Raw genomic sequence first — 26,889 nt, 5'->3', positions numbered from 1 at the left:
ACTTGCCCCTTCTCAATGCCAAGTCCGACCTGTTTGGAGGCCGGAAATTGGCGAGGCAAGCGCGGCCAGCAATTTAGAATGTGAAGACGGCGGTTCATCGCGTCATCACATCCCGTTCTCTTCCGCCGCGATGCGGATGATGTCGGCGTCGATCTGCTCGGCTTTCCGTCCTTGTTCAGCGGCTCCATCTGGTGGATTAGAAGGAGCCGCTGGGCGAGTGGACGATTCAGGTTTAAGGTGAGCCGATCCCGTAAATACGGCAGGCCGCAAAGCAGCAAAATAAAGGGATTATGCGAATCCATGGAAAAATTGAATAACAGGTTTTTAAGATATTGGAACGGGGCCTTATAATTGGGTTTTAATTTGCGAGTGTTGGTGCAATAATGGCCTTATTTCGATTTATGCAGCTATATTCGCAGAGTTTAATTGTTTTTGTTTATATTTTTTTGCTTGAACATATTTGGGTTATAACATATAATCAAAAATAAAATAATGATAAAAAAATATTAATAAAGAAAAACGGGTTAAAACAAAAAAATGCTTTTGATTGTTAGCTTGCCCCAAGGCTTCTATTATTTATGCGATTATAATTTGACAGAGGCAGCATCAACACGCCTTTATGGCAGGATATTACGACCGACGAAGCGGAAAAGCAAAAATGGATCGAATGGGGAAAAAACGCCATGAATCCGGATGATGTCGCCGAAGGAATCCGATTAATGGTAAAGCAGGATCCAAATACGCGCATTTTGCAAATCCTGATGCGTCCCATGATGGAAGCATTTGAATAAGGAACCGGGGGTGGAAAAAAGGATGGCTCACTATGGTTTTGTGATGAAAGTTCGTGAAGGATTCGAGGAGGAGTACCGCATCAGACACCAGGCTGTATATCCTGAGCTGTTGAATATTTTTGACCGGCTCGGCATTCATTCCTACAGTATTTTTATGCATGAACGTTATCTGTTTGCCTACATGCAAGTGGCAGGCGACTTTGAGCAAACGATGGAAATTCTTGCAAACGAAGAAGTCAACCAAAAATGGCAGGAGTTCATGAAACCGATCATGATTCCGTGGGAAGACGGAAACCTGATGAAACGAATTCCCGAGGTGTTTTATCACGCCTAGGATTGTAGATCCGCAGCTTCAACTGCATATGAATCTAAATTGAAGACAAACCCTGTTGGATGTGGATAATCTATGCAGAAGCATAAGGATTATCCACATTCTATTCATGGGGCGTTATGCTATACTGATATTGGTTTTGAACGTCTCTATATGAGGTTTCTTTTAAAGGTGGAATATCATGCTTCGAAAAGCGGCGGTTATTTTTCTGATCCTGATCGTTGCAAGCGGTTGCCAAAATCCTTTTCAACGAGATAAATACCAAGTGATCTATTCTATGGAGAAAGATAACGCATCTAAAAAGCAAAACAATAAGCACAATTATACGATCGGCATCGTCCCGAAGCTGAAGGGAATCCCCTACTTTAATGCCGTAGAGGACGGTGCGCGGGAAGCTGCAAAAGAATTGGGGGTCAATGTGCTTTATGAGGGTCCGCAGACTGCGGATTCCGACCAACAAGTCAAGGTTATCCAGGATCTTATCGATAAGCGAGTGGATGTCATTGCCGTATCCGCTAACGATCCGCAAAAGCTGCTCCCGATCTTAATAACCGCAAAGCAACAAGGTATTAGAGTCATCACCTGGGATTCGGATACGCTTGCTGGCGGACGGGAATTTTTCATCAATATGGTGGAGCCGGAAATGCTGGGACGGCATATGATGGACACCTTGGCATGGAATACTGATGAAAAAGGCGAATTTGCGATCATGACCGGGGCGCCGTCCGCGTCCAATTTAAACGAATGGATAAAGTGGATCAAAATTCAGCAGCAGCAGTATTACCCGCTGATGAAACTGGCCGAAATCGCGCCTACCGATGATGATTCACAAAAAGCCTATGAAGTTGCAAAGCAGCTGTTAAAAGCTCATCCGCATCTGGCGGGGATTATCGGCAACTCGTCCGTAGGTCCGCCTGCTGCCGCCAAAGCTGTAAAAGATACAGGAAAAGCCGGAAAGGTTAAAGTCGTCGGATTGTCCTCTCCGAATGTGATGCGGTCTTACCTGCACGAGGGATCCGCGCAGATCGTAACGCTTTGGAGCCCTAAAAAATTAGGATATTTAACGGTCGTGTTGGCTGAAAATTTGCTCGACGGCATACCGCCGCATGACGGTCAGGAAATCGACAATGTCGGGAATATCAGAGTCAACGGGGATATCGTCATTATGGGCGAGCCTTTAGATTTTACGAAGGAAAACGTGGACCAATATGATTTTTAAAATGCTGAAGAGATTGAGGTTTCGCAATTACCGTCTGAGTTCCAAGCTGATCGTCACTTACATTATTCTTACGGTCATTCCCATGTCTTTGATGGGGTATATTTCATATTGGCAATATACGAAGTCCATTCAGGAGCAGCTTGGTGAGTACATGCCCAGATTTTTGGAACAGGCCGGGGCGAATATTGAGAAGCAAATGAATGAAATCGTCAACCTTCCGGAATTGTTATACAACTCCAATGACATTATTGCTATTTTGCGGCGGGACCATTACCAGAATCAGTCCGATCTGCTTAAAGACCAGTTTGTCGTCAACAGCTATATGGCAAGTACTTATCTTAATGGCAGCAATCCCAATGTGCTTGGCGTTTTTTTGATATCGAAAAATCGTTTTTTTCACAGCACAAGGCTTAACTTTTCAGGCTTTGGCTTGGATACCCTGCCGGTCCCGAGCGGGAACGATCTTGATTGGCAAGGGAAAACAAAAATCATTCTGCCGAATGAGGTTCATTTGAAATTTGACGGAAACGTTCCCTACATCATGATCATGAAGCAGATTCAGGATTTTGACAACCGCAAAAACATGGGGACGATGTTTATTGCGGTTCGGCTTAAGTTTATTGATGAAATCCTGCGCAATTTTGAGAAGGAAGATAAGGCAGCGCTTTGGATCATGAACAAAACGGGAAAGATCCTCTATCATACCGATAACAATAAGATAGGCAGCATCGATCAGGAAATCAATCAATACCCGATTCTGAACGGGAGCTTCAGGTCGAATGCAACCGACGAATCAAGACTGGTCAGCGTGAAGGAATTTTCCCAATACCAATGGGTGCTGGTTCACAGCATTCCATTGAAATACTTGACGGAACGTACGGATCTGGTCAGGAACATCACGATTTTGATGTTCTTGATATTTATCACGATCACTTCGATTATTTCCATCTTCTTCGCTTTAAAAGTAACGCGCCCGATCAAGAAGCTCAGCGGGTTGATGAAATATGTGGAGATGGGCAACTTTCAGGTCGATCTGAAGATACGCAGCAGGGACGAGGTGGGAATGCTTGCCCGCAGCTTCAACTCGATGGTGGCGACCACGAGGGAGCTGATCGAGAAAAATTATTATATCGAGATCAAGCAAAAAGAAGCTGAACTATATGCTCTGCAATCGCAAATCAATCCCCATTTCATGTACAATACGCTGGAAACAATCGGGATGGCTGTGGAAGAAGGGGAAACGGGTCTGGTGGTGGAAATGGTGACGCTGCTTGGCCGGATGCTGCGCTTTTCACTGAGCAATAAATCCAAATTGGTAACGATTGATGAAGAGGTTCAACACGTTCGGGATTATTTGACGATCCAAAAAATCCGGTTTGAGGACAGGGTCAACTTTATGATCGATCCTAAAATCGATATTCATCTTCTGTATACGCCGAAGTTCATTCTGCAGCCGATTGTGGAAAACGCGATTAAGCACGGCTTGGAGCTTCGCAAGGGAGTCCACATTCAGATCAGCATCAATCAGGAGTTCGGGGCGGGTTCCGGAAAGCAGGAAATTGTTTTTCGAATTCGCGATGACGGGCCCGGAATTCCGGCGGACAAGTTGGCGGAGCTGAACGATTTAATGCGCTCGGAGGCATTTGTTGCGGGGGACTCCGGACTCGGTTTGAGAAATGTTCATGCGAGAATCGCCTTGATGTTCGGAGCGGACTTCGGGGTTCAATTGGACAGTCTTTACGGAAAAGGCACGGAAGTTATTATTCGCATACCGGTGTATGGAGGTGAACAGCTTTGAAGGCTGTAAGGGTTCTTATTGTGGATGATGAAGCGATGATCCGTAGGGGCATTGAACGTCTGGTGGTGTCATGCGGAGACGGCTATGAAGTCATCGGGACGTTCGCGGACGGACCATCGGCCCTTGATTTTCTGCACGGGATGCAAGGGGCGGTCGATCTGATCATCACCGACGTCAGAATGCCTGAAATGGACGGGCTGACGTTCATTAAAGAGGCCAAGAAGCAGTATTCGTTTTTTCCTCTGTTGATCAGCGGCTATGACGATTTCGAATACCTTCAGTCCGCTCTTAGGGAAGGAGCGGTCGATTACATTTTGAAGCCGGTCAACCGCGAGCAGTTCCGGACGCGAATGGCGGAAATTCGGAATAACATCATCACGAACAGGATGCATTTGCAAAAATGGACTGAACTGGAGCGGCAGGGGGTGCAATTAAAGCAAGCGCGCCAAACCCAAATGCTGAGCGATATTACTGCAGCGGGCAAAGATCCTTCGCGTTTCGGCTATTGGGTCAACGAATTTCCGGACGGCAGGTACGTCATGCTGAACATTTCCCTGGACGACTTGCCAGTTAAGGCGAGGAGCTTCACGATTGAAGATTGGAAGGCGTATACGTTTGCGCTGGAAAATATCATTGGCGAGATGGTATCGGATCATCCGCCGCAGAGCATTCGTCAAGGCTGGTGGTGGAGAGGGCGAGATTCCGATTTTTGGGCGCTGCTATACAGCCCTGAGGACGGGGAATGCGGGCGTTTGGCAGCTGAAGCCGATGTTTTTTCGAAGCAGCTTCGCTCCGCCATTCAGAAATTCACGCCTTTTTCGGCTTCCATCGGCCAAGCGGATGTGATTGAAGATCTGTATATGCTTCCGAACGCCAGACAGCAAGCGCTGTCGCTCATCAATTACCGGCTGCTGTTCGGCGGGAATCAGGTGTTCCGGTCGACCATGGAAGAGCATCCGGAAACAAGGCCGGGCAGCAAGGCCGATTCTGGCGTTTATCCGCTGGTTCAGCATCTGAGGCGTTCAATCGAGCAGGCAGATATGGATGAAGCTGAAATCGAAGTCCAGCGGGTCTTTGACGAGCTGGGAAAAATGGAGTCCCCGGCATCCATACAGCGTGCGGTTCAGTATATGATGATTCAGATCCATTCTGTCTGGATGGAGAATTCCCATGGCGATGAGCTTGCGATTCCGCTTGAAGAGGCCCTGCAAAATGTAAACAGAGCGGCGAATCTGAGCCAGTTGAGAGAGCACGTAACGGATCTGCTCGGGATGGCCATCCGGCACATTCAGCAAGCGCGACAAAAAGAAAACGCAAAGCCGGTGGAGCAGGCTAAGTCATGGATTGAGGAAAACCTGGGCAGCGAGATTACGATCAAGAAAATCGCCGATTCCGTTTACATGAATCCGACTTATTTCTGCCAATATTTTAAAATTCAAACCGGGGAAACGATTCTTGATTTTGTGACAAGGAAGCGGATGGAGAAAGCCAAGGAACTGCTCCGCGATCCGCAGCTGAAAATGTATGAAATCAGCGCAAGAATCGGCTATCACGATACCAAGTATTTCAGCCGTCTGTTTAAGCAGTGGACAGGGCAATCGCCTTCGCAGTACCGGGATCAGCATATCAAACAATAGCCGCTTGCAGCTCCAGGACACATATCCGTCTAAACAGCCTAATTCAGATTGGGCTGTTTTTTTGTAAAGAACAGAATAATTCCCCCCTGAACTGAACATTGTCTCCTATTGAATCAGCGCCAATTCAAGTATCTTATTTTAAGAAAAAGATGCAGAAAACAGAAGTGTATTGGAGGAAGGAGGATTCAACTTTATGGCTGAATTTGCGCTTGAATTGAAAGGGATTACAAAAACGTTTCCAGGCGTCAAAGCGCTGGATCATGTTCATTTCAAATTGAAGCGGGGAGAAATCCATGCATTGATGGGAGAGAATGGCGCCGGCAAATCCACATTTATTAAAATCATCACCGGCGTCCATGCCCAGGATGAAGGGGAAATCTATCTGGACGGAGTGAAGGTCGATCTGAAGGATCCGAATCACGCCAAAAAAATGGGGATTGCCGCAATCTATCAGCATGTGACCTGTTATCCGGACTTAAGTGTGACTGAAAATATTTTCATGGGACATGAAAAGCTGCAAAAAGGCACAAGAAGAATTCTGTGGAAACAAATGCATAACCAGGCGAGAAAATTATTGGAGGAATTGGGCGCCGATTTTGATCCGAAAACGCAAATGGGAGCATTAAGTGTCGCCCAGCAGCAAATCGTCGAAATCGCCAAAGCGCTCTCCGCCGACGCAAAAATCATTATCATGGATGAACCTACGGCTGCGCTCACGATGAGAGAGAGCGAGGAGCTGTATAAAATAACGGAAAAATTGAGGGACCGCGGCGCATCGATTATTTTTATCTCGCATCGCTTCGAGGATATGTATCGGTTGGCCGGCAATGTGACGGTTTTCAGGGATGGGAAATATATCGGCACATGGGGAGTCCATGATATTTCCAATGAAGAGCTGATTGTGGCGATGGTTGGACGCGAAGTGACGCAATTGTTTCCCGACAGGAAGCATGAGATCGGCGGGGAATTGCTGCGGCTTGAAGGGCTGGGGAAAACCGGATTCTTTGCGGATGTTTCCTTTACGCTTCACAAGGGCGAGATTCTTGGGCTCACAGGTCTTGTCGGAGCGGGAAGAAGCGAGGTTTGCCAGTCGATTTTCGGAATTAGTCCATACGATCAAGGCAAAGTGTATGTGGAAGGAAAAGAGATGAATATCCGCAAGCCGTTGGATGCCATCGAGCTTGGAATCGGTTATTTGCCCGAGGACCGGCAAAAGCAGGGGCTCATTCTGCAATGGGATATAGTCAGCAACGTGACATTATCCGCGTTGAAGAAATTTGCCAGCAAGGGGTGGATAAGCCGCGCCAAAGAAAGACAGACGGCAAAGCAATTGACGGAAAAAGTAAATGTGAAAGCAAACAGCGTCTTTGATCTGGTCAGCTCGTTATCCGGAGGCAATCAGCAAAAAGTCGTTGTGGCTAAACTTCTGACCTCCGATTTGAAGATCATCATTTTGGATGAGCCGACCAAAGGTGTGGATGTCGGGGCCAAGTCGGCGATTTATGAGATTATCAGCGAGCTTGCCGCTCAGGGGTATGGGATCATTCTGGTTTCCTCGGAAATGCCCGAAGTGATGGGAATGAGCGATACCATCGTTGTGATGCGGGAAGGCAGAGTGACGGGATGCCTTGACCGGAAGGAAGCGACGCAGGAAGCGATTCTTGAAGCGTCGATGCTAAATAAATCTGCGTTGGAAACATCAGCAGTATAAGGAAGAGAGATGGAAAAATCAATGTCGAAAGCGATGAATTTTAGAGAGCTGGGTTTGTTCGGATTCATCATTCTTCTGGCGATATTAGTGCAATTGCGGAATCCGAATTTTCTTACCTTGGAGAATATTGACGACCTGCTGACGAATACCGCGATTTTAAGCATTCTCGCGATCGGCATGATGCTTGTCATTGTGACGAGGGGAATCGACTTGTCTGTCGGTTCGACGTTGGCATTATCGGGAATGATTACGGCGCTTACGGTCAGTAAATTTCCGGATCTGCATCCATTGTTGGCGATTTTGCTTGGAACGCTTATCGGTTTAATCAGCGGATCGATTCTGGGGATATTGGTTTCCAAGGTGGGGATTCTTCCGATTATCGCCACGCTTGGCATGATGAATGTTTATCGGGGCTTGACCTTTACGATCAGCGGCGGGAAATGGATCAGCGCCCATCAGATGCCGGAAAGCTTTAAGAATATTGCAACAGGATCCGTACTGGGAATCAATACGCTGATTTTTGTCGCTTTAATCATTTATGCCGTCTCTTATTACTTCATTAATCATACCCGGACAGGCAGACAAATTTATGCGGTCGGCAGCAATCCGGAATCCGCCAAAATCAGCGGAATTCACAACGATCGAATTTTATGGTTAATTTACACCGTTATGGGAGGATTGTCGGGACTGGCCGGTGTGCTTTGGGTCGCAAAATTCGCATCGGCGCAAGGCGATACCGCCATGGGTTATGAATTGAGCGTAATTGCTGCCTGTGTGCTCGGCGGAGTGAGCATTGCCGGAGGCAGCGGCAAGATTTCGGGCATTATTCTGGGTTCCCTGCTGCTGGGTATTTTAAACAATGCGCTTCCTCTTCTGAATATATCCCCATTTTGGCAAATGGCCATTCAAGGGACGGTCATTCTGATCGCAGTTCTCGTGAACGCACTTGTGAAGAGAAGTGTCGAACGAAATCATTTGTTGGGGAGGAGGATCTAGACGTGCTGCAGAGAGTCATTTTGGACAAAAGGGACTTCAAGCTGAAAACTGTATTTTTTCAATGGGAATGGATGCTGGTATTGCTGTTTATCCTCGTCAACGTGATGAATGCGAATCTTTCTCCCTACTATTTGGATTACGATAATTTGCGGGATGCCACAATGGGCTTCCTCGATAAAGCGTTTATCGTTCTGCCGATGGTTTTTGTGATGATTCTCGCCGATATCGATATTTCAGTGGCATCGATTGTAGCCCTCTCATCGGTTGTGATGGCTGTTTTGTACAACAGCGGGGTTCCGATGGTGTTGGCGATTCTCATCAGCCTGGCGGTCGGCACCCTTGCCGGATTGATCAACGGCCTGCTGATTGTCAAATTCAAGGAATTGTCAGCGGTCATCGTAACGTTGATCACCATGATCTTATACCGGGGAATTGCTTATATCATTCTGGAGGATCAGGCATCCGGCAATTTTCCCGCTTGGTTCAAATTTTTCGGATGGGGTTATATCGGAGGGGTTCCATTTATTCTGATTGCGTTTGTTATGCTCGCAATCCTCTTCGGGATAGTGCTTCACAAAACCACTTTCGGCCGAACTGTTTATGCAATTGGAAGCAATCCCACGGCGAGCATGTTCTCCGGCGTTCAAGTCAACAGGGTCAAGCTGATCGTTTTTACATTGACAGGCCTGATGTCAGCCGTAACAGCTGTTTTTCTCACATCCAAAATGGGCAGCACAAGGCCGAACGTCGCAAATATGTACGAATTGGAAGTGATCGCGATGGTCGTTCTTGGCGGGATCAGCACCGCCGGGGGGAAGGGTAAAATGATCGGCGCAATCATCGCTGTTTTCCTCGTCGGCTTGCTTCGGTACGGTCTGGGATTAATCAACGTTGCCGCGCAGACGCAGCTGATCATCATCGGAGCGCTGTTGATCGTTTCTGTCTTAATTGCCAATTTAAAGCGAAGAAAGTCATGATATAAGGCAGTCCATGACTGTTTTATATAGAAACATTATAAAGGGAGGAAATATCAGTGAAAAAGTTGTTGTCAGCTGTATTAGTTATGGTGATGTCTTTGTCGTTGCTGGCAGGATGCGGCAGTGCGACGAAAGACAACGCAAGCCAAGGGGGAAACACGAGCGCGGAACCCGGCAAGCAGCCGAGCGAAACCGCAAAACCGGCGGATAACGGAAGCGGCGCTAAAAAGAAATTCGCGATTGTGTTTAAAAACACCGGTAATCCCTATGGGGAAAAAATGATGGAGGGCTATAAGAACGCCATCGAAGAACTGGGCGGCGAAGTGATCATGAAAGCGCCGGACCAGCCGACCGCTGAAGCGCAAATCCAAATTATCGAAGAGCTCATCGCTCAAAAGGTGGATGCCATTGCGATTGCGGCCAACGATCCGGATGCTTTGCAGCCCGCTTTGACCAAAGCGATGGATCGGGGAATCAAGGTGCTTTCGCTTGACTCTGCAGTAAATGCCAAAAGCCGCATGGTTCATATCAATCAGGCGGACCCTGAAAGAATCGGCCGTGTCGAAATCCAGGCGATCTATGACATGATCGGCGGAAAAGGCGACATCGCCGTACTGAGCGCAACTTCGCAAGCGACGAACCAAAATACGTGGATCGAATGGATGAAAAAAGAGCTTCAAGATCCCAAATATAAAGATATGAAGCTGGTTAAAGTGGCATACGGGGACGATCTTCGGGATAAGAGCGTATCCGAGACGGAAGGATTGCTTAAATCTTTCCCGAATCTGAAGGGGATTATTGCTCCGACGACAGTTGGTATTGCGGCAGCGGGCAAGGTGCTGACCGATAAGGGCCTGAAAGGCAAAGTGCAGCTTACCGGTCTGGGACTTCCCAGCGAAATGGCGGAGTATATCGAGAGCGGTGTATGCCAATGGATGTACTTGTGGAATCCGATTGACGTAGGTTATCTTGCGGGATACGCCGCAGACAATCTGGTCAAGGGCTCGATCACCGGAAAAGTCGGCGATAAGTTTAATGCAGGACGTTTGGGTGACAAGGAAGTTGTTCAGGACGGAGAAGGAACGCAAGTGATGCTTGGGGATCCGTTTAAATTTGACGCGAAGAACATCGGGGAATGGAAGAAGGTTTATTAATCCTGATTTTGTTTCAGTGATTTCAATTTCATTGCAATAATAATTAGCTTTCATGCAGTAAAATGCCTCCAATCGGTTCATAGGACTTGGAGGCATTTTACTAAGAAATGCGGGTGATAATATGTCGGCCATTCGAAAAATTGGCATTGAACAGAAGTTGATTGCGGTTTTTTTGATTTTATCTGTGCTTTGGGGCTTATTATGCGGCGCATCGTCCATCATCTTGAAGGATATGCGGCGTTCTTATTCTGACTTAGTAAACAGACTGGCAGCGGCTTTGATCAAAACCAAAGAAATTCAGTACCCTGTTTCTGCGTGTTTCTGCCCAAAATTACGCCCTGGTTGCCTATATACCGAAGAAAAATTGGCTGCGATGATGGAATTGAAAGATTCGATCAACGATCTGACCAAGCTGGCGCAAGAACTGCAGCAGACTTCATTCCAGTTTAAATGGCAGCGGACTTAGAAGTTGCGCCAAAAAAAGATATATTCAAAAATAAACAAATATAATATAATAAAATTCAGTCATAAACAAACATATATCGGAGGTAAAACCATGGTTCAAAGTTTATGGGATAACAAGGAAGCTTCAAAGTTATCAGGGGGATTGGATGAACTTGTTTACCGTTCTAATATTATCGGAGCTGATCGCCGGGTATGCAACTGGGGAGGCGGCAATACATCGAGCAAAACCGTTGTAAAGGACTTCAGGGGGCGCGATGTTGAAGTTATGTTTGTAAAAGGAAGCGGCTCCGATTTAGCCACAATGAAAGCACATAATTTTACGGGGCTCCGCATGGAAGATATACGTCCGTTAATGGAAAGGGATGAAATGACGGATGAGGAAATGGTCGGTTATTTGTCTCATTGCATGATCGACGCGAAGCATCCTCGCGCTTCAATAGAAACATTGCTGCATGCTTTTCTGCCGTTTAAGCATGTGGACCATACGCATCCGGACGCGATCATTAGCCTTTGCTGCGCGGATAACGGCAAGGAATTGGCGAAGGAGATTTTCGGCGACCGTTTCGTATGGGTCCCCTATGTTCGTCCCGGATTTACCTTATCCAAAATGATCGCGCAAGGCGTATTCGCAAATCCGAAGGCGGAATTGGTGCTGATGGAAAAACACGGTCTCGTGACCTGGGGAGAAACCTCAGAGGAATGCTATGCGCAAACCATCAAGATCATTAATGAAGCGGAAACCTACATCGAGGCGCGGGTGAACGAATCTGAGCTGTTTGGCGGTGTGAAGCATCAGGCGCTCCCGGAAGCGGCGCGCAAAAATCTCGCAGCGCAAGTGATGCCGGTGATTCGCGGCGCCGTCAGCGACCGGAAGCGAATGATCCTGACCTTTGACGATGCGGACGATGTTCTGCAATTTGTCGGGGGCCAGGATTCTCCGCAGCTGTCTCAAGTCGGGGCGGCTTGCCCGGATCATTTGGTGCATACCAAGGTCGTGCCGCTGTTTGTGGACTGGACGCCGAACGCAAACGATATTGAGGGTTTAAAAGCGATTTTGAAAGAAAGCATCGCAGCATATAAAGAGCAATATAAAGCTTACTTTGAACGCAATAAGAACGATGGGGATGTCATGTTTGAGGCTGCGCCGCGCGTCATCCTGATTCCCGGTGTGGGCATGATCAACACTGGAAAAAGCTGGGCGATGTCCAAGGTCAGCGGAGCATTGTACCACCGTGCGATTGCCGTAATGAGAGGCGCGACCGCACTCGGACGATTCGTTTCCCTGAGCGAGAATGAATCCTATAACGTGGAATATTGGCCGCTTGAGCTTTACAAGCTGACACTGGCCCCCGCAGAGACTGAATTCTCCCGCAAGGTTGCGTTCATTACCGGCGGAGCGGGCGGAATCGGCAGCGAAACCGCACGCCGCCTTGTATCCGAAGGAGCGCATGTTGTATTGGCTGATTTGAACCTGGAAGGCGCCCAAATGGTTGCTGTAGACATAAACGAGAAGCACGGTGAAAACCGCGCGATTGCGGTAAAAATGGATGTAACCAAAGAGGAAGAAGTCATCTCGGCGCTCGCAGCCACGGCACTATCCTTCGGCGGTACGGATATTCTCGTCAACAACGCGGGATTGGCGACCTCGAGTCCATTCGATGAGACCTCTTTAAAGGAATGGAATTTGAACATGAACGTGCTCGGAACCGGGTACTTCCTGGTGGCGCGCGAAGCGTTCAAACAAATGAAAGCGCAAGGGGTTGGCGGAAATATGGTATTTGTCGCTTCCAAAAACTCCGTATACGCGGGCAAAAACGCCAGCGCCTACAGTGCGGCAAAGGCGCTTGAGGCGCATCTGGCGCGCTGCATTGCAGCAGAGGGCGGGGAATTTGGGATTCGCGTCAATACGATCCTGCCGGATGCGATTCTTCAAGGCTCGGCGATCTGGAATTCCGGCTGGCGCAATGAACGTGCAGCGGCATACGGCATAGAACCGGACCAATTGGAAGAGTATTACCGCAAACGGACAACGCTCTCCGTCAATATTTTTCCGAAGGATATTGCTGAAGGAATCGCCTTCTTTGCCTCCTCCAAATCGGAAAAAACCACCGGCTGCATGCTGACCATCGACGGCGGAGTGCCGGCCGCGTTTACGCGATAAGAATTCATTGGAAAGGATGATCATCTTGTCAGATCGCGCTTATGTAATATTTGAAGAACAACAAAGGGCCAGAGGGATTGACCTTGACCAGGTCAAAGCCAAGCTGAAAGCCTTCAAAATCGAAACCCCTTCGTGGGGGTACGGGGATTCCGGAACTCGGTTCAAGGTGTTCAAAAAACAAGGCGTGCCGAGAAATCCGTTCGAGAAATTTGATGATGCCGCACAGGTTCATAGGTTGACCGGTATATGTCCGTCTGTAGCGATTCATATCCCTTGGGATAAGGTCGAGGACTATGGAAAGCTCAAGAGCCATGCGGAAAATCTGGGCCTTGCGATCGGCGCCGTCAATCCGAACCTCTTTCAAGAGCAGGAGTATATGCTGGGCAGCGTGACCAACGCCGATCCATTGATCCGCCGCAAAGCGACCGACCATTTGCTGGAGTGCGTGGACATTGCGAAGGAGACGGGCTCGCGTGATTTAAGCCTGTGGTTTGCCGACGGAACGAACTATCCCGGTCAAGGGGATATCCGGCAGAGAAAAGCTTGGATGCTTGAAGCGCTCGCCGAGATGTATAAAGCAATGATGCCTCAAATGCGGATGCTGATTGAATATAAATTTTTCGAGCCGGCGTTTTATCATACCGATTTAGCGGACTGGGGCATGGCCTATAACTATGCGGTCAAGCTTGGACCGCAGGCGCAGGTATTGGTCGATACCGGTCATCACGCTCAAGGCACGAATGTCGAGCACATCGTCGCCTACTTGATCGATGAGCATAAACTGGGCGGGTTCCATTTTAACAGCCGCAAGTACGCAGACGATGACTTGATCGTTGGTTCAATGAATCCTTATGAGCTGTTTCTGATCTTCTACCAAATTTTAAGCGCGGCCAACGATTCTGATTTAAGTATTGGGCAAACGGTGAATCAAATTGCCTATATGATTGACCAGTCGCATAATATCGAGGCCAAAATTCCGGCTATGATCCGTTCCGTGATGAACGTTCAAACCCAGTATGCAAAAGCGCTGCTTGTCAATCACTCTGAAGTGGCGGAAGCCCAACAGCGCAATGATGTATTGGAGGCGGAGAATGCCGTCCGGCAGGCGTTCGAATTCGACGTGACTCCGCTCTTGCATGCTGTGCGTGAGGAGATGGGCGTGCCGGCGGATCCGATGAAAGCTTATTTGAACAGCGGCTATCCCAAATCAATTCTCTCCAGAGGCATAGGCGGTGCAAGCTGGTGAGCGGGCAGGCGGCCGCGCTGGCGTTCGACCTGGGCGCCGGCAGCGGAAGGGCGATTGTCGGCAGATTGGATAAGCAGCAGGAGAGACTGACTGTTGAAGAAATCCACCGATTCTCCAATGATCCGGTGAAGGCCGGCAATTATCTGCATTGGGATATCCTCAGACTGCTGCATGAAATCAAGCAGGGGATTTTGAAATCCAAACATCTTGAAATTGAGCTTGAGAGCATGGGCATCGATTCTTGGGCGGTCGATTTCGGACTGCTTAGCCGGAGCGGGGAGCTATTAGGGAATCCGTATCATTACCGTGATCATCAAACCGATGGAATTATGGAAGAGGTTGCGGGACGAGTCGGAAAAAACGAGATTTTTGCCAGGACGGGCTTGCAGTTTCTGCCGTTCAATACGATCTATCAATTGTACGCGTTGAAGAAAAGAAGCTCGCCTCTTTTGGAAAAGGCGGCAGCGCTGCTGATGATTCCCGATCTTCTGCGATATTTTTTGACAGGTGAAATGATAACAGAATATACGAACGCTACGACGACACAACTGTGGAACCCGACAACCGGGAGCTGGGATACCGAATTGATGGAGCGGTTGGATCTTTCTGTGAATCTTCTGCTTCCGCCGGTTGCCGCTGGCTCCAAAGCCGGGAGTTTATCCAAAGATGTTTCGCAGGAATTGGGCATCGATTCGATTCCGATCATTGCGGTCGGCGAGCATGATACGGCGTCCGCAGTGGCGGCGGTCCCGGCAACGGAAGAAAAATTCGCTTATTTAATCAGCGGTACATGGTCCTTGATGGGAACCGAGCTTTCCTCGCCGGTGCTGAATGATCAAGCGCTCGCCTGGAATTTCACCAATGAAGGCGGTGTTTACGGTACCAATCGTCTGCTGAAGAACATCATGGGACTTTGGCTGATTCAAGAGTGCAAGCGCACCTGGGATAAAGAAGGGAAGGACTTGAGCTTTGAAAAGCTGGTGGAGCTGGCCAAAGAAGCTGATCCGTTCCAAAGCTTTATCGATCCGGATCATCCATCATTCCTGAATCCGGATCATATGCCCGATCAAATCCGGCAATTTTGCAGGGATACCGGTCAATATGTGCCGCAAACCGAAGGCGAGATCGCGCGTATTATTTTTGAAAGCTTGGCGCTCAAATACCGCACGATCCTCGAGCAGATTGAACAGCTTTCGGCCCATTCCTTCAAGAATCTTTATATGGTAGGCGGAGGCATTCAAAATCAGCTGCTTTGCCAATTTACGGCAAATGCGGTTCGGCGTGAAGTTTTGGCCGGACCCGTAGAAGCTAGTGCACTTGGCAATCTTGTTGTACAATATATTTCATTGGGGCATATTGCCGATTTAAAGCAGGCAAGGCGAATTATTCGAACATCGTTTCCTGCCAGAATCTATAGGCCTGTGGACACGGAGATTTGGCTGAAGGCTTATGAAGCGTTTCAACGGATTATCACACTATAGCGCTTGAGAAAAGAGGGTAGAGCATGCTGGTAGCTGAAAGATGGCAAAAAATCGTTCAATTGGTTAATGACAGAGGGAGTATTCGAGTTACTGAGCTTAGCGAACTGTGCAACGTAACGGAAGAAACCATTCGCCGCGATTTGGACAAGCTGGAAAGCGAAGGCAAGCTGGTGCGAAGCCACGGCGGGGCGGTCAGCGTCAAGGAAGCGCAGCTGGAGATCCCTTTTCCTGAAAGAGAGACGACCAATGCCGAACTCAAGCGGATGATCGCACAGGAGGCCGTCCGCCACATTCAGGAGAATGACCGGATTCTTCTTGATGCCAGTTCAACAGCTTGGTACATGGCCAAAAGCTTGCCGGACATTCCGCTGATCGTACTGACCAATTCGATCAAGGTTGCCATGGAGCTGAGCATGAAGGAAAAAGTGCAGGTCATCTCCACCGGAGGGCAGCTCTCGCCGCGTTCACTTTCCTACGTAGGGCCGTTGGCGGAACGTTCCTTGGATTTGTACCATGTGGAAAAGGCGTTTCTTTCCTGCAAGGGAATTCATATGCAAAGAGGGATCAGCGAATCGAATGAGCTGCAGGCGCTGGTCAAGCGAAAAATGATCAGTATCGCCGATGAAGTATACGTACTGGCCGATTTCAGCAAGTTTGGCATCCAATCACTGACACAGGTTGAAGGTTTAAATAAAATCACTCATCTGATTACGGATCAGAATACGAAAAAAGAGTATGTGGAACAGCTGCGCGATAAAGGCGTGGACGTCATACAGTTGGATAAGGAGTGAGTATTCTTTAATTTGATGTGTCATCTATGCTCAAGATGGGTCCGGACGGAAATATCACGGCCTCGGCGGATGAAAATTAAAGTCCCTCTGCACTTGAATGCAGGGGACTTTTGTATAACGTGTCATTGAGTTGGAAGCAGAACAGAAAACCCTTATAAAGCAAAGCGTTTTCAAGTGCCAAAAATCCGAGAATCATAAATCCAAAAATGACGGATGCAATGGCAGAGCCTTTTGTACAATCGCTCTTTTGTACAATCGCTATAGCTTCTTTAATTTGTTCCTTTCTGATATCCGAACCTTCAAGCCGTCGATAAAATCCAACAACGGCGGCATTGACCAATTTGTTGCCTGTTGGTGAATAAACGTCTCAATATCATGCATTCAGCCGATTAACACGTTGACATTTACAAAGACTTCATATATTATTCTTGCATAAGTTAGTTTGTTTGTACTCAGAACAAACTTTAAATAGGGGAAATTGATGGTGAAAAAATTAGGTCGCATCGATTTGATTAAAAAAATCAATCGGTCTTTGGTACTTGACATCATTCGCAATGAACAACCCATTAGTCGGGCAACCATTGCGAAAAAGTTGGGTTTGAGTCGTTCCACCGTTTCTTCCATAGTGGACGATTTGCTTCAAAAGAAATTTGTGGTAGAGCAGGGCTTGGGAAGTTCAACCCGCGAAGGCGGAAGAAGAAGCGTGCAGCTCAGATTTAATCCCACATCGGCTTATGGCATTGGAGTCGATATAAGGGGTAAGAAAATTGTAAACATCATCACAGATTTGGATGGAAATATTATTTTTGAAAGGGATTACAGTGTTTCAAATCTTGAAGATGAACTGTTGGACCGGTTGGAAGACTTTATAAATGCCTCAAATATTGAACCGAAGAAATTCATCGCTATGGGCGTTTTGGTTCCATCGATTGTCGATTCAAAAAATGGAATCGTGATCGATGCTCCATCAATTTCATGGAAGAATTTTGACCTTAGAACTTTTATATCCCAAAAATTTGATTTTCCCATTCTGATACACAACGATGTTAACGGCGCCGCCCTTGGAGAAAACTGGCTTGGCGCAGGGAAAAATACTTCCGAAATGGTTTATATATCCATAACGGATCATGGGGTTGGAAGCGCAATTATTTCAAATGGACAATTGATTCATGGTTTTCAGCATTCCGCTGGAGAAGTCGGATATTATCTTCATCAGGAAGATGTTGATCAAAATCAATTTAACCAGTTTGGAAATTTTGGCGTATTTGAAAGAAAAGTATCCCGCCTTTTTGAACAACAGGAAAAAATCGATATATTGCTGGCTGAAGCGTTTACAGTTGTGGTTTCGAACATTATAAGTTTACTGAATCCACAAAAAATCATCATAGGTGGTGATGTTGTTTCGGAACAATTTATAGAAAAATTAAGCGTCAATGTTGCTGGAATCAATCCAATTCAGTCAAAGATTGAAATGGCCTCCCTGGGCCAAAAGGCGGGAGCGCTTGGCGCGATCGCACATGCTTTTGAACACGTACAAGAAGAATCGCTACTTTAGGGGGATGAAAATGAAAAAAATTGGCGGTTTATTGCTTTCTGTTGCGTTAGCGGCGTCAATGTTTGCGGGATGTTCTTCTTCCAATGATGGCAGCGTTGGCAAAACATCCGACAAACCATCCAATTCAAATGATGCAAACAAACAAGTTACGATTAAAGTGTTATCCAGTGATGATTTTGCCGGATTCAGAGAAAAAGCGATCAAAGAGTTTGAGCAAGAGAATCCGAATATTCATGTCAATCTGGAGCATGTGGCTTATGACCAGTTGCACGACAAAGAACTTGCTTCGTTCAACGCTTCGGATAATGCGGCATACGATGTCGTCGATGTCGATGAAATTTGGACCACTGAATATGCGAAGGCTGGCTTCATTATTCCGGTAACCGATCGTTATACTGATGAAATGAAGAAGGGAATTCTGCCGGCAAGCTTAAACATTGTAACCTACAATGGGGGTTATTATGGAATTCCGATGTTCAACGATGCGCTTTTCTTCTATTACAACGAAGATATGCTGAAAAAAGCCGGATACGATCATCCGCCCAAAACCTGGACTGAATTCACGGAAATGTCCAACAAACTTCAGCAAGAAAAGATCACTCAAGGCCCTGCCAGCGCATGGGGTTGGAGTGCAAATGAAGGTTTGGTATGTTACTATACTCAATTTTTAGGTTCATTTGGAGGAAAGTACCTGGATAACAATGGTGCGCCTGTACTTAATAATGAAAAAGGTATACAAGCTCTTCAATATATGTCCGATGCGATCAAACAAGGCATTGTGGATAAAGCCTCGATCAGCATGAATGACCGGCAAATTCTGGACGCTTTCAAAAACGGCAAAACAGCGTTCGTATCAGGTTGGTCCTTCTACTGGGGCGAGATCAATGCCGATGATTCCAAAGTGAAAGGCCAAGCGAAGGTCGGGTTGGTTCCTGTGGCCGATGGAGCGGAGCCGAACACGGTAACGGGATCCATGTTTCTTGGAATTACTCCACAATCGAAACAACCGGATGCAGCCTGGAAATTTATCGAATTTTTGGCAAGCAAGAAAATCCAGAAAGAGCAATCTTTGGATGCCGGTGCGCTTCCAATTTGGAAAGATCTATACGATGATCAAGAGTTGAACAAGAATCACGGAGCATTTAAAGAGATGGGAGCACAATTGGAACACGCAATGTCACGCCCGCAAATCGATAATTACAATGAATTCTCCAAAGATTTGCAAATTCGGATTCAACAAGTGTTGACAGGTCAGGCAGACGCGAAGAGCGCACTGAACGAATCGGCCGATGTATTAAAGAAATTAGAACAAAATAAATAAATTGAAAAGGATATAGAGCTTTCATTTGAAAGCTCTATATCATTTGGATGTTTTCGGGGGTAGACAACATGCAAAAGAAGATCAGACCCTATTTGTATTTATTGCCGAGTTATTTTGTGATTTTAAGTGTTATTTTGCTTCCTCTGCTTTTTGCCTTATTTATCAGCTTTATCGATTTGAGCAAAAATATCCGAAAGCTGGATCACCCCAACCTGTGGCATTTTGTTGGACTGGACAATTATTGGACTGTCCTGACCAGCGATTATTTTTGGTCCGCTTTGGGAAAGACGATTTATTTTACTGTTGTTTCTGTGGGACTGGAATTTATTATTGGTTTGGCCATTGCCTTGATACTGAATGAAAAGTTTAAAGGAAGAGGGTTGGTGCGCGGAATCATGTTGATTCCATGGGCTTTTCCGACGATCGTAAATGCCGTGTTATGGAAATGGCTGTATGACGCGAACTATGGAACGGTCACCGGATTGTTGGCAAAGCTTGGATTTACAGATGGATACGTGAATTTATTGGGCCATTCTTTTTCAGCGATGAATGCCGTCATTGCAGCAGATGTCTGGAAGAACACTCCATTTATTGCTCTTATTTTGCTTGCGGCATTGCAGTCCATACCCGGTCATGTATATGAAGCGGCAAAGGTGGATGGAGCAGATGCTTTCCGCAGATTGTTTGCGATAACTCTGCCGATGCTCCGTCCGGCAATTATGGTTGCATTGGTTGTGAGGACAATGGAGGCATTTAAAGTGTTCGACATTATTTATATAATGACGAGCGGTGGTCCTGCAGGCGGAACACAAACCTTATCCTTCTACACCTATCAGTCGTCCATGATGTTGGGGAACTTTAGCAGCGGCGCGGCCATCGCCTTTGTCATGTCGATATTCATTGCCGTTTTCGCGTTAATCTACATCAAAATCCTTTATAAAGATGTGGAGTAGATCCTATGAACAGAAATAAATTGCAAACCGTATTTGTTTACCTTGGAGTTCTCGCTGTCCTAGTTTTCACGCTGGCACCGATTGTGCTGCTCGTTGTTGCCACATTTTCTTCGGACAACGATTTGAATTCAAAAACGCTTCATTTCATGCCGGATCAATGGACGCATAAAAATTATATTAATGTATTTTTGGGAAAGGCATCCGACGGAAGCTTGCCGCCGTTTCTTAAAGCATTGGAAAACAGCCTGATCATTTCTTTGTCGACAACTCTCCTGTCTTTATTTATCGGTATGTTTGCCGCTTATGCCTACGCAAGATTTCGCTTTCGCGGTCAACAGAAATTATTGGTTTCCATATTGGGATTTCGTATGGTTCCGGAAATCGTTTTGTTGATCCCTCTGTATGTAATGCTGGCCAGAATGGGAATGATCAACGAACGTTCCACCCTCGTCATGATTTATACAACGTTTAATTTGCCGTTTGTCATTTGGATGTTGCAAGGATATTTCCGGTCGATCCCTCGCTCACTCGAAGAATCGGCATTAATGGATGGTGTATCCCATCTGGGTGTTTTATTCCGGTTTGCCATTCCTTTGTCGTTGCCGGGCATTATTGCGGCAGCCATCTTCGTATTCCTCATCTCATGGGATGAATTTATGTTCGCAACGATATTCACATCCACCTATGATGCAAAAACCATTACAGTAGCAATCTCGGAATTTTCGAAGAGAGGCATGATTGATTTCGGCATGCAGATTACGGGCGGCTTTTTGGCTTCGCTGCCGCCGATCATTCTTGCGCTTTTCTTCCAAAAATATATCATCAATGGACTGACTGAAGGTTCAGAGAAGGGGTAGGAGAAATGAGTCAATTTTGGACTGAAGTAAGACAACAACCTGAAGCGATTCGAGAGACTGTAAATCAAAACAAAGAGCTTTATTTTCCGAAATCGGAAAAACCATTATTATTTACAGGGATGGGAAGTTCGTTGATTGCTTCCGAATTTGCGACCTCATATTTGACGAGCAAGGGTATTCATGCGCATTCTATAGATAATTCGGAGTTGTTATATTATAACAGGGATATCATAACCAAATCCGATTTATTGATCGTTTCCCAGAGCGGAGAGAGCTTTGAGGCAAAGGAATTGGCAAATTCTCTGGGGAGCTTTGCAACTGTTACAAACACGCCAGGCAGCACTCTGGCGACGAAGGCGGCGAACGTATACCATACTCATGCCGGTGCGGAAAAGGCGATTGCTTCATCCAAATCATTTACGACGACCGTGGCTTTAATGCTTCTATTGGGAGGACGGACGGCAGGCGAAGAATTTGCAAGCAAAATACTCAAAGCTGCCGACATTCTTGAGGAACAGCTTAATCAATCGGACGAATACAAAAAGCAAATTTGCGAGTTCCTTAATCCGCGCCAACCGTTAATATTGTTGGGAAGAGGACCCAGTATATATACGGCTCGTCAAGGCGCTTTGACATTAAAAGAAACGGCAAGAATGTTTACAGAACCGATGTCCGCACCGCAGTTTAGACATGGACCGTTTGAATTGATTAAAGAAGGTGTCCAAGCGATATTTTTTAACCCGTACGGCAAAACGCATGATATAAATCGTCGATATGTAACCGAAATGGCGGAATTGGGCGGGAAAGTCGTGTACGTATCCGATGAACCATTAAATCATCCAAATATCCTGTCAATCCAAATACCATCCGTCGATGAATATGCAAGTGTCATTTCCTATTCTCTCGTTACCCAAATCGCCGCTATGGGATTGTCTGAACAAAAAGGTTTGGTGGCCGGAGAAGCGGAATTGATCTCAAAGGTTACGGTGAAGGAATAAATGATAAATCTGATCGGCAATCTGAATGCTGAGTTGATATTGGCTCAAGTCAAAGACCGGCCGGATTTTGGACAAGAGCATCTTGTCGATCACCTGATGTTCCGGCCCGGCGGCATAGCAAACATGGTTTATCCGTTATCCAGGCTTGGGGTGAAGCCGAGAGTCATTGCTACATTGGGAAAAGATCAATACGGCAAACAAATTTATGACGACATGAAACCGTTGATTGAAGATGGAATTATGTTCACGGATCGGTCTACGGCTCTTTCCGTGGGTATCGTAAATCAAACGGGTTCCCGATATTTTGTCACCTACAGCGGTGATTTATACGATTTTACCAAGGAAACCGTAAAGCGCGTAAAACATTTCGAACAGGCGAAGTTAAGTTTCTATTACGGATATTTTCTGCTGCCCAATTTCACATCGGAGGATGCATTGGATTGTTTGAAAAAATCCAAGGAACTTGGACAAATCACTATGTTTGACGCCAACTCGGATATCAACGGCTGGCAGCCGGAAACACGCAGGGAAATTATTGATCTGCTTCCTAACATTGACTATTTCATGCCGAACAACGAAGAGCTGCTTCATCTTACAGGGGAAAGTGAAATAGATAAAGCTGCGGAAATTCTCTTAACCCATGGAGCGCGCAACATTGTCGTGAAGCAGGGCGAAAACGGAGCCGCGTTGTATTCGCTGAACAGTAAAATTCATCATACCGGATTTCCCACCAAGGCCTTCGATACGACAGGGGCAGGAGACAGCTTCAATGCCGGATTTGCCTATTCTTTATTGCAAGGGGCTGATCATAGGGAGGCGCTGGCGTTCGGAAATGCATTGGCAAGCATCGTTGTTTCCCGAAAAGAGGAAAGATTTCCGACTGTCGACGAAATCAATGTTAAATTAAAGGCTGGGAGCGGGATGGAAGCATGATAAAGGCCGCCGACGTGCGAATTGGACAAGAGAAAATAAAGATTAAAGGCATCGGATTCGATAAAGACGGTACTTTGTTCGATTCCGTGAAGTTCTGGTCCTATATTGACCGGATTCGGAAGCGCAATTTCCTGGAAACCGCCGGTTCAGTTGCAGAGGCAGATTGGGAAAGCACAATGGGCTTTGTCCAGCCGGACACGGTTGATCACAATGGGGTTCTGGCAATCGCCACAATGGATGAAGAAATACTGTTGACGGCGGGACTGATCTATAAATGGAGAAAGCTTCCTTGGCATGAATGCAAAAAACAGGCAAAGGAAATCTTCAGCCAGGCGGATAAAATGCTCAAACTGGAGGAAGCTTTTCAGACGCATGCCGGCGTTCCGGAAATCTTCCATCGCCTTTACGAGAATCAGGTGCCGGCCGGGATCCTTACTTCGGACGCGTATCAAAGAACGGAAAGCTTAATGAAGATGCTTGGCATAAAAGAAATGCTGCAATTTATCATTACACCTGAACAAGTGGCCAATGGGAAGCCGAATCCGGAAATGGTCATAAAGGCTTGCGGACTGTTGGATATATCCCCTTTCGAATTCATGGTGGTCGGCGACTCCATAGTGGATATGAAGATGGCCAAGGCTGCAGGGAGTATAGCGGTAGGATTGGTTACTTACGATGGAAGCGAGCAATTATTGGCTCAAGATGCGGATTATTTAATTCGTGCCATCACGGATATTGCTGTTGGTTCTTGAAATGGAATTCTTCGTTTCGAAGGAGGATGATTCATCATGCGTACGGTAATCATCGGCGGAAGCGGCCACGTCGGCACGTACCTGGTTCCTGAACTTGTCAGGGCGGGGCACGAAGTGATCAATGTTGCAAGAGGCAGCAGCCGGCCTTATCTGAACGACCGGACCTGGGATGAGGTCCAATCAATCATCGCGGATCGGAATTCCGAGGAAAAGAACAACGAATTCGGCAAGAGGATCAGCAAATTGAAACCGGACGTTGTCATCGACATGATTTGTTTTAAATTGGAAAGCGCGCGGAAGCTTGTCGAATCCTTGGAAGGACAAGTACAGCATTTTCTCAGCTGCGGAACGATCTGGGTGCACGGATATAGTGTGCATGTTCCCGCTACGGAAGCGGAACCGCGCAGGCCGTTCGGGCAATACGGCATCCAGAAAGCAGCGATTGAAGCCGTTCCATTGAAGCGGTTTGCGAATCGGTAGCTTGGCTGATGGAACATCATATCATTCATATCAAATAAAACCAAATACATTGGAGGTAAAGAGATGAATTATCGTCGTCTGGGCAACAGCGGATTGAGGATCAGCGAAATCGGTTTGGGCAGTTGGTTGACTTATGGTACAGCAGTGGAAAGAGAGACTGCGAAAGAATGCGTTTATAAAGCTTATGACCTTGGAATCAATTTTTTCGACACGGCCAATGCTTACAATCGCGGGGCAGCGGAAGCCGTCGTCGGCGAAGCTTTGAAATCCTATCCAAGAGACAGTTATGTGCTTGCTACCAAAGTTTATTTTCCAATGGGAGACGGCCCGAATGATAGAGGACTATCCCGCAAGCACATTATGGAACAATGCGAAGCGAGCTTAAAGCGGCTGGGCACAGATTATATCGATTTATATCAATGCCACCGATATGACACCTCCGTCCCCTTGGAAGAAACGCTTCGAGCTTTGGATGACCTTGTCACGCAGGGTAAAGTTCTTTATGCGGGCATAAGTGAATGGAGCGCCGCACAGATTGTCGATGCGGTTCGGCTCGGCAGACAGATGAATCTTCATCCGATAATATCGAATCAGCCGATTTACAATATGCTCGTTCGTTATATCGAAAAAGAAGTACTTCCGATCAGCGAGCGAGAAGGTTTGGGACAAGTTGTGTTTTCTCCACTAGCGCAGGGGATTCTGACCGGCAAGTACAAGCCGGGCCATCCCGTGCCGTCCGGCACTCGCGCAGCGAACGACGAGACGAATCAATGGATCAAAAGCTATCTCAGGGATGACGTATTAAACAGGGTTCAGCAGCTTGAAGATCTCGCTATAGACATGGGAATTTCACTCTCTCAGCTGGCTTTGGCCTGGGTGCTCCGTCAGCCCGGCGTCAGCTCGGCCATCATCGGTGCAAGCCGTCCCGCGCAAATCGAGGAAAATGCAAAGGCTGTCGAGGTAAGGTTAACGGATGAGATTTTGCGGCAAATTGACGGTATTTTAGAGGAAATCAACGATTTTGTGCCCATCTGGTAAACGCCAGCATATGAGGTTCCGCTCCGAAAGGAGCGGCAAATTTCTGTTTTTAAATTTCAAAAAATTAAAAAACAGTATTGATAAATTTTTGAAAACACAGTATTATTAAAATAATTATTTAGATATAAAAAATATTTTTAATATCTTGAATCTATTAGGCATGGATAAAATTGTTTCGGCCACCCCCAATATGCCAGAGTAATTTCAAGCAGGCTCGGATTTCGGGCCTGATATTTTATCTATATCGGGGAACGACGTTCCCTAATAAGGAACATAAAACAGGAAAGGGATTGAAGAACATGTCAAAAGCCAGGGTTGCTATCGTTACTGGAGCCGGGAACGGCATAGGCAGAGCTTCAGCAATTGAATTTGCTTCAAGAGGGATGAAAGTCGTCGTCGGCGACATCGATGAAGCCGGCGGCAGGGAAACCGTTGGAATGATTGCCGAGCAGCAAGGAGAAGCGATTAGTACTTATATGGATGTTTCTGATGAACAATCTGTCAAGGACGCGGTCAAGCTGGCCCTGGATCATTTTGGCGGACTTGATATCATGTATGCCAACGCGGCGATTGAACTGCAAAAGTACATAATGGATATAGAAGTGCATGAATGGGACAAAGTGATGAATGTCAATTTAAAAGGCGTTTTTCTTTGTTCCAAGTATGCATTAAAACATTTCATGCAGCAGAGGTCCGGCGTCATATTGATAACCGCATCTCCACACGCCTTATGTACGTATGAGGAAATTTCCGCATATGCGGCTTCAAAAGGCGGGGTTGTCGCCTTCAATCGCGCCTTGGCTCTTGAAGCGGCACCATACCAAGTGAGGGTGAACTGCATTATGCCCGGAGCAATCGATACGCCGATGGTGCAAAGGGAAATAGCGGCTTCTTCGGATCCGAAAAAACTGAGAGAAACGCTTGAACGTATGCATCCGATTGGCAGGATGGGGAGGCCGGAAGAGGTGGCCAAGGCGGCTGCATTCTTGGCATCTGACGACGCTTCCTTTATTACTGGAGCCAGCCTGGCGGTCGATGGCGGAATATTGGCAAAGCTCTAGAAATTCAATATAACCGGTAAGGGGGTGAGAGAATCCGGCACGAATTGAAAAAAGAGTTGGATAGTATTCAATTTTTTCAAAGTTAAAAAGGAGCCATTCCTGTAATGAAGTAATTTGCCCTTTGAAAACAAAAAGCGCCTCTTGTTATACTGGGAACCGTTCAGCCAAGAACATATCCCATTA

At 46.7% G+C, this 26,889-nt stretch carries 24 protein-coding genes and 1 pseudogene; 24 read left to right on the top strand and 1 reads right to left on the bottom strand.

Annotated elements, in window-relative coordinates:
- The first annotated feature begins 813 nt into the window (after positions 1–813).
- The 14 genes and pseudogenes from VF724_RS18410 to VF724_RS18345 all read left to right on the top strand — a co-directional run bounded on the left by VF724_RS18410 (position 814) and on the right by VF724_RS18345 (position 16,758).
- Positions 814–1,125, top strand: coding sequence for an L-rhamnose mutarotase (locus tag VF724_RS18410; protein WP_371755707.1), 312 nt, complete (start codon positions 814–816; stop codon positions 1,123–1,125).
- A 178-nt stretch (positions 1,126–1,303) separates the two neighbouring features.
- Positions 1,304–2,341 (top strand): autoinducer 2 ABC transporter substrate-binding protein, encoded by a 1,038-nt coding sequence (locus VF724_RS18405; protein WP_371755706.1) that lies wholly within the window; start codon positions 1,304–1,306, stop codon positions 2,339–2,341.
- Complete coding sequence (locus VF724_RS18400; RefSeq protein ID WP_371755705.1) at positions 2,331–4,139, top strand: cache domain-containing sensor histidine kinase; 1,809 nt, start codon at positions 2,331–2,333, stop codon at positions 4,137–4,139. Before VF724_RS18405 ends, VF724_RS18400 begins: the two co-directional genes overlap by 11 nt.
- A 20-nt stretch (positions 4,140–4,159) precedes the next feature.
- Positions 4,160–4,477, top strand: a pseudogene (locus tag VF724_RS18395) (response regulator); the annotation flags it as partial.
- 522 nt (positions 4,478–4,999) lie between these two features.
- Positions 5,000–5,776 (top strand): helix-turn-helix transcriptional regulator, encoded by a 777-nt coding sequence (locus VF724_RS18390; protein ID WP_371755709.1) that lies wholly within the window; start codon positions 5,000–5,002, stop codon positions 5,774–5,776.
- A gap of 193 nt (positions 5,777–5,969) precedes the next feature.
- Positions 5,970–7,487, top strand: coding sequence for a sugar ABC transporter ATP-binding protein (locus VF724_RS18385; protein ID WP_371755704.1), 1,518 nt, complete (start codon positions 5,970–5,972; stop codon positions 7,485–7,487).
- A 21-nt stretch (positions 7,488–7,508) separates the two neighbouring features.
- The gene (locus VF724_RS18380) at positions 7,509–8,483 is read left to right on the top strand and encodes an ABC transporter permease (protein ID WP_371755703.1); all 975 of its coding nucleotides are present in this window, start codon (positions 7,509–7,511) and stop codon (positions 8,481–8,483) included.
- Positions 8,484–8,485: 2 nt separating this feature from the next.
- Entirely contained in the window at positions 8,486–9,460 is a 975-nt protein-coding gene (locus tag VF724_RS18375) for an ABC transporter permease (protein ID WP_371755702.1), read from the top strand.
- Between the two features lie 56 nt (positions 9,461–9,516).
- Positions 9,517–10,614, top strand: coding sequence for a rhamnose ABC transporter substrate-binding protein (gene rhaS, locus VF724_RS18370; RefSeq protein WP_371755701.1), 1,098 nt, complete (start codon positions 9,517–9,519; stop codon positions 10,612–10,614).
- A gap of 121 nt (positions 10,615–10,735) precedes the next feature.
- Complete coding sequence (locus VF724_RS18365; RefSeq protein ID WP_371755700.1) at positions 10,736–11,080, top strand: hypothetical protein; 345 nt, start codon at positions 10,736–10,738, stop codon at positions 11,078–11,080.
- Between the two features lie 90 nt (positions 11,081–11,170).
- Positions 11,171–13,240 carry a bifunctional aldolase/short-chain dehydrogenase gene (locus VF724_RS18360; RefSeq protein ID WP_371755699.1) on the top strand — a complete coding sequence of 690 codons (2,070 nt, stop codon included), beginning with the start codon at positions 11,171–11,173 and terminating at the stop codon, positions 13,238–13,240.
- A gap of 25 nt (positions 13,241–13,265) precedes the next feature.
- Positions 13,266–14,486 carry an L-rhamnose isomerase gene (gene rhaI, locus VF724_RS18355; RefSeq protein WP_371755698.1) on the top strand — a complete coding sequence of 407 codons (1,221 nt, stop codon included), beginning with the start codon at positions 13,266–13,268 and terminating at the stop codon, positions 14,484–14,486.
- Positions 14,480–15,967 carry a rhamnulokinase gene (rhaB, locus tag VF724_RS18350; protein WP_371755708.1) on the top strand — a complete coding sequence of 496 codons (1,488 nt, stop codon included), beginning with the start codon at positions 14,480–14,482 and terminating at the stop codon, positions 15,965–15,967. The genes rhaI and rhaB overlap by 7 nt, the downstream gene beginning before the upstream one ends.
- Before the next feature lie 23 nt (positions 15,968–15,990).
- A complete protein-coding gene (locus VF724_RS18345) occupies positions 15,991–16,758 on the top strand; it encodes a DeoR/GlpR family DNA-binding transcription regulator (protein ID WP_371755697.1) in 768 nt (255 codons plus the stop codon).
- Between the two features lie 76 nt (positions 16,759–16,834).
- Here the strand turns inward: VF724_RS18345 and VF724_RS18340 are convergent, their stop codons facing one another.
- Entirely contained in the window at positions 16,835–17,098 is a 264-nt protein-coding gene (locus tag VF724_RS18340) for a hypothetical protein (protein ID WP_371755696.1), read from the bottom strand.
- A 141-nt stretch (positions 17,099–17,239) separates the two neighbouring features.
- Here VF724_RS18340 and VF724_RS18335 point away from each other — a divergent pair, with 141 nt between their 5' ends.
- The 10 genes from VF724_RS18335 (at position 17,240) to VF724_RS18290 (ending at position 26,706) form a co-directional block, all read left to right on the top strand.
- The gene (locus VF724_RS18335; protein ID WP_371755695.1) at positions 17,240–18,313 is read left to right on the top strand and encodes an ROK family transcriptional regulator; all 1,074 of its coding nucleotides are present in this window, start codon (positions 17,240–17,242) and stop codon (positions 18,311–18,313) included.
- Between the two features lie 10 nt (positions 18,314–18,323).
- Positions 18,324–19,634, top strand: coding sequence for an extracellular solute-binding protein (locus VF724_RS18330; protein WP_371755694.1), 1,311 nt, complete (start codon positions 18,324–18,326; stop codon positions 19,632–19,634).
- Positions 19,635–19,702: 68 nt separating this feature from the next.
- The gene (locus VF724_RS18325; RefSeq protein ID WP_371755693.1) at positions 19,703–20,587 is read left to right on the top strand and encodes a carbohydrate ABC transporter permease; all 885 of its coding nucleotides are present in this window, start codon (positions 19,703–19,705) and stop codon (positions 20,585–20,587) included.
- Between the two features lie 5 nt (positions 20,588–20,592).
- Positions 20,593–21,444, top strand: coding sequence for a carbohydrate ABC transporter permease (locus tag VF724_RS18320; RefSeq protein WP_371755692.1), 852 nt, complete (start codon positions 20,593–20,595; stop codon positions 21,442–21,444).
- 5 nt (positions 21,445–21,449) lie between these two features.
- On the top strand, positions 21,450–22,442 hold the full coding sequence (locus VF724_RS18315; RefSeq protein WP_371755691.1) for an SIS domain-containing protein: 993 nt from the start codon (positions 21,450–21,452) through the stop codon (positions 22,440–22,442).
- The gene (locus VF724_RS18310) at positions 22,443–23,375 is read left to right on the top strand and encodes a carbohydrate kinase family protein (protein WP_371755690.1); all 933 of its coding nucleotides are present in this window, start codon (positions 22,443–22,445) and stop codon (positions 23,373–23,375) included.
- Positions 23,372–24,127 (top strand): HAD family hydrolase, encoded by a 756-nt coding sequence (locus VF724_RS18305; RefSeq protein ID WP_371755689.1) that lies wholly within the window; start codon positions 23,372–23,374, stop codon positions 24,125–24,127. Before VF724_RS18310 ends, VF724_RS18305 begins: the two co-directional genes overlap by 4 nt.
- 36 nt (positions 24,128–24,163) lie before the next feature.
- Positions 24,164–24,607: an NAD-dependent epimerase/dehydratase family protein gene (locus VF724_RS18300; protein ID WP_371755688.1), complete on the top strand. Its 444-nt coding sequence runs from the start codon at positions 24,164–24,166 to the stop codon at positions 24,605–24,607.
- Positions 24,608–24,670: 63 nt separating this feature from the next.
- Positions 24,671–25,645, top strand: a complete 975-nt coding sequence (locus VF724_RS18295) for an aldo/keto reductase family protein (RefSeq protein ID WP_371755687.1) — start codon at positions 24,671–24,673, stop codon at positions 25,643–25,645.
- A gap of 299 nt (positions 25,646–25,944) precedes the next feature.
- Positions 25,945–26,706: an SDR family NAD(P)-dependent oxidoreductase gene (locus VF724_RS18290; RefSeq protein ID WP_371755686.1), complete on the top strand. Its 762-nt coding sequence runs from the start codon at positions 25,945–25,947 to the stop codon at positions 26,704–26,706.
- Positions 26,707–26,889: the final 183 nt, after the last annotated feature.

The sequence above is a fragment of the Ferviditalea candida genome (genome assembly GCF_035282765.1).
Taxonomy (GTDB): domain Bacteria; phylum Bacillota; class Bacilli; order Paenibacillales; family KCTC-25726; genus Ferviditalea; species Ferviditalea candida.
The sequence above is the reverse complement of the archived record's forward strand: the minus strand, read 5'-3'. Positions and strand labels throughout refer to the sequence as shown.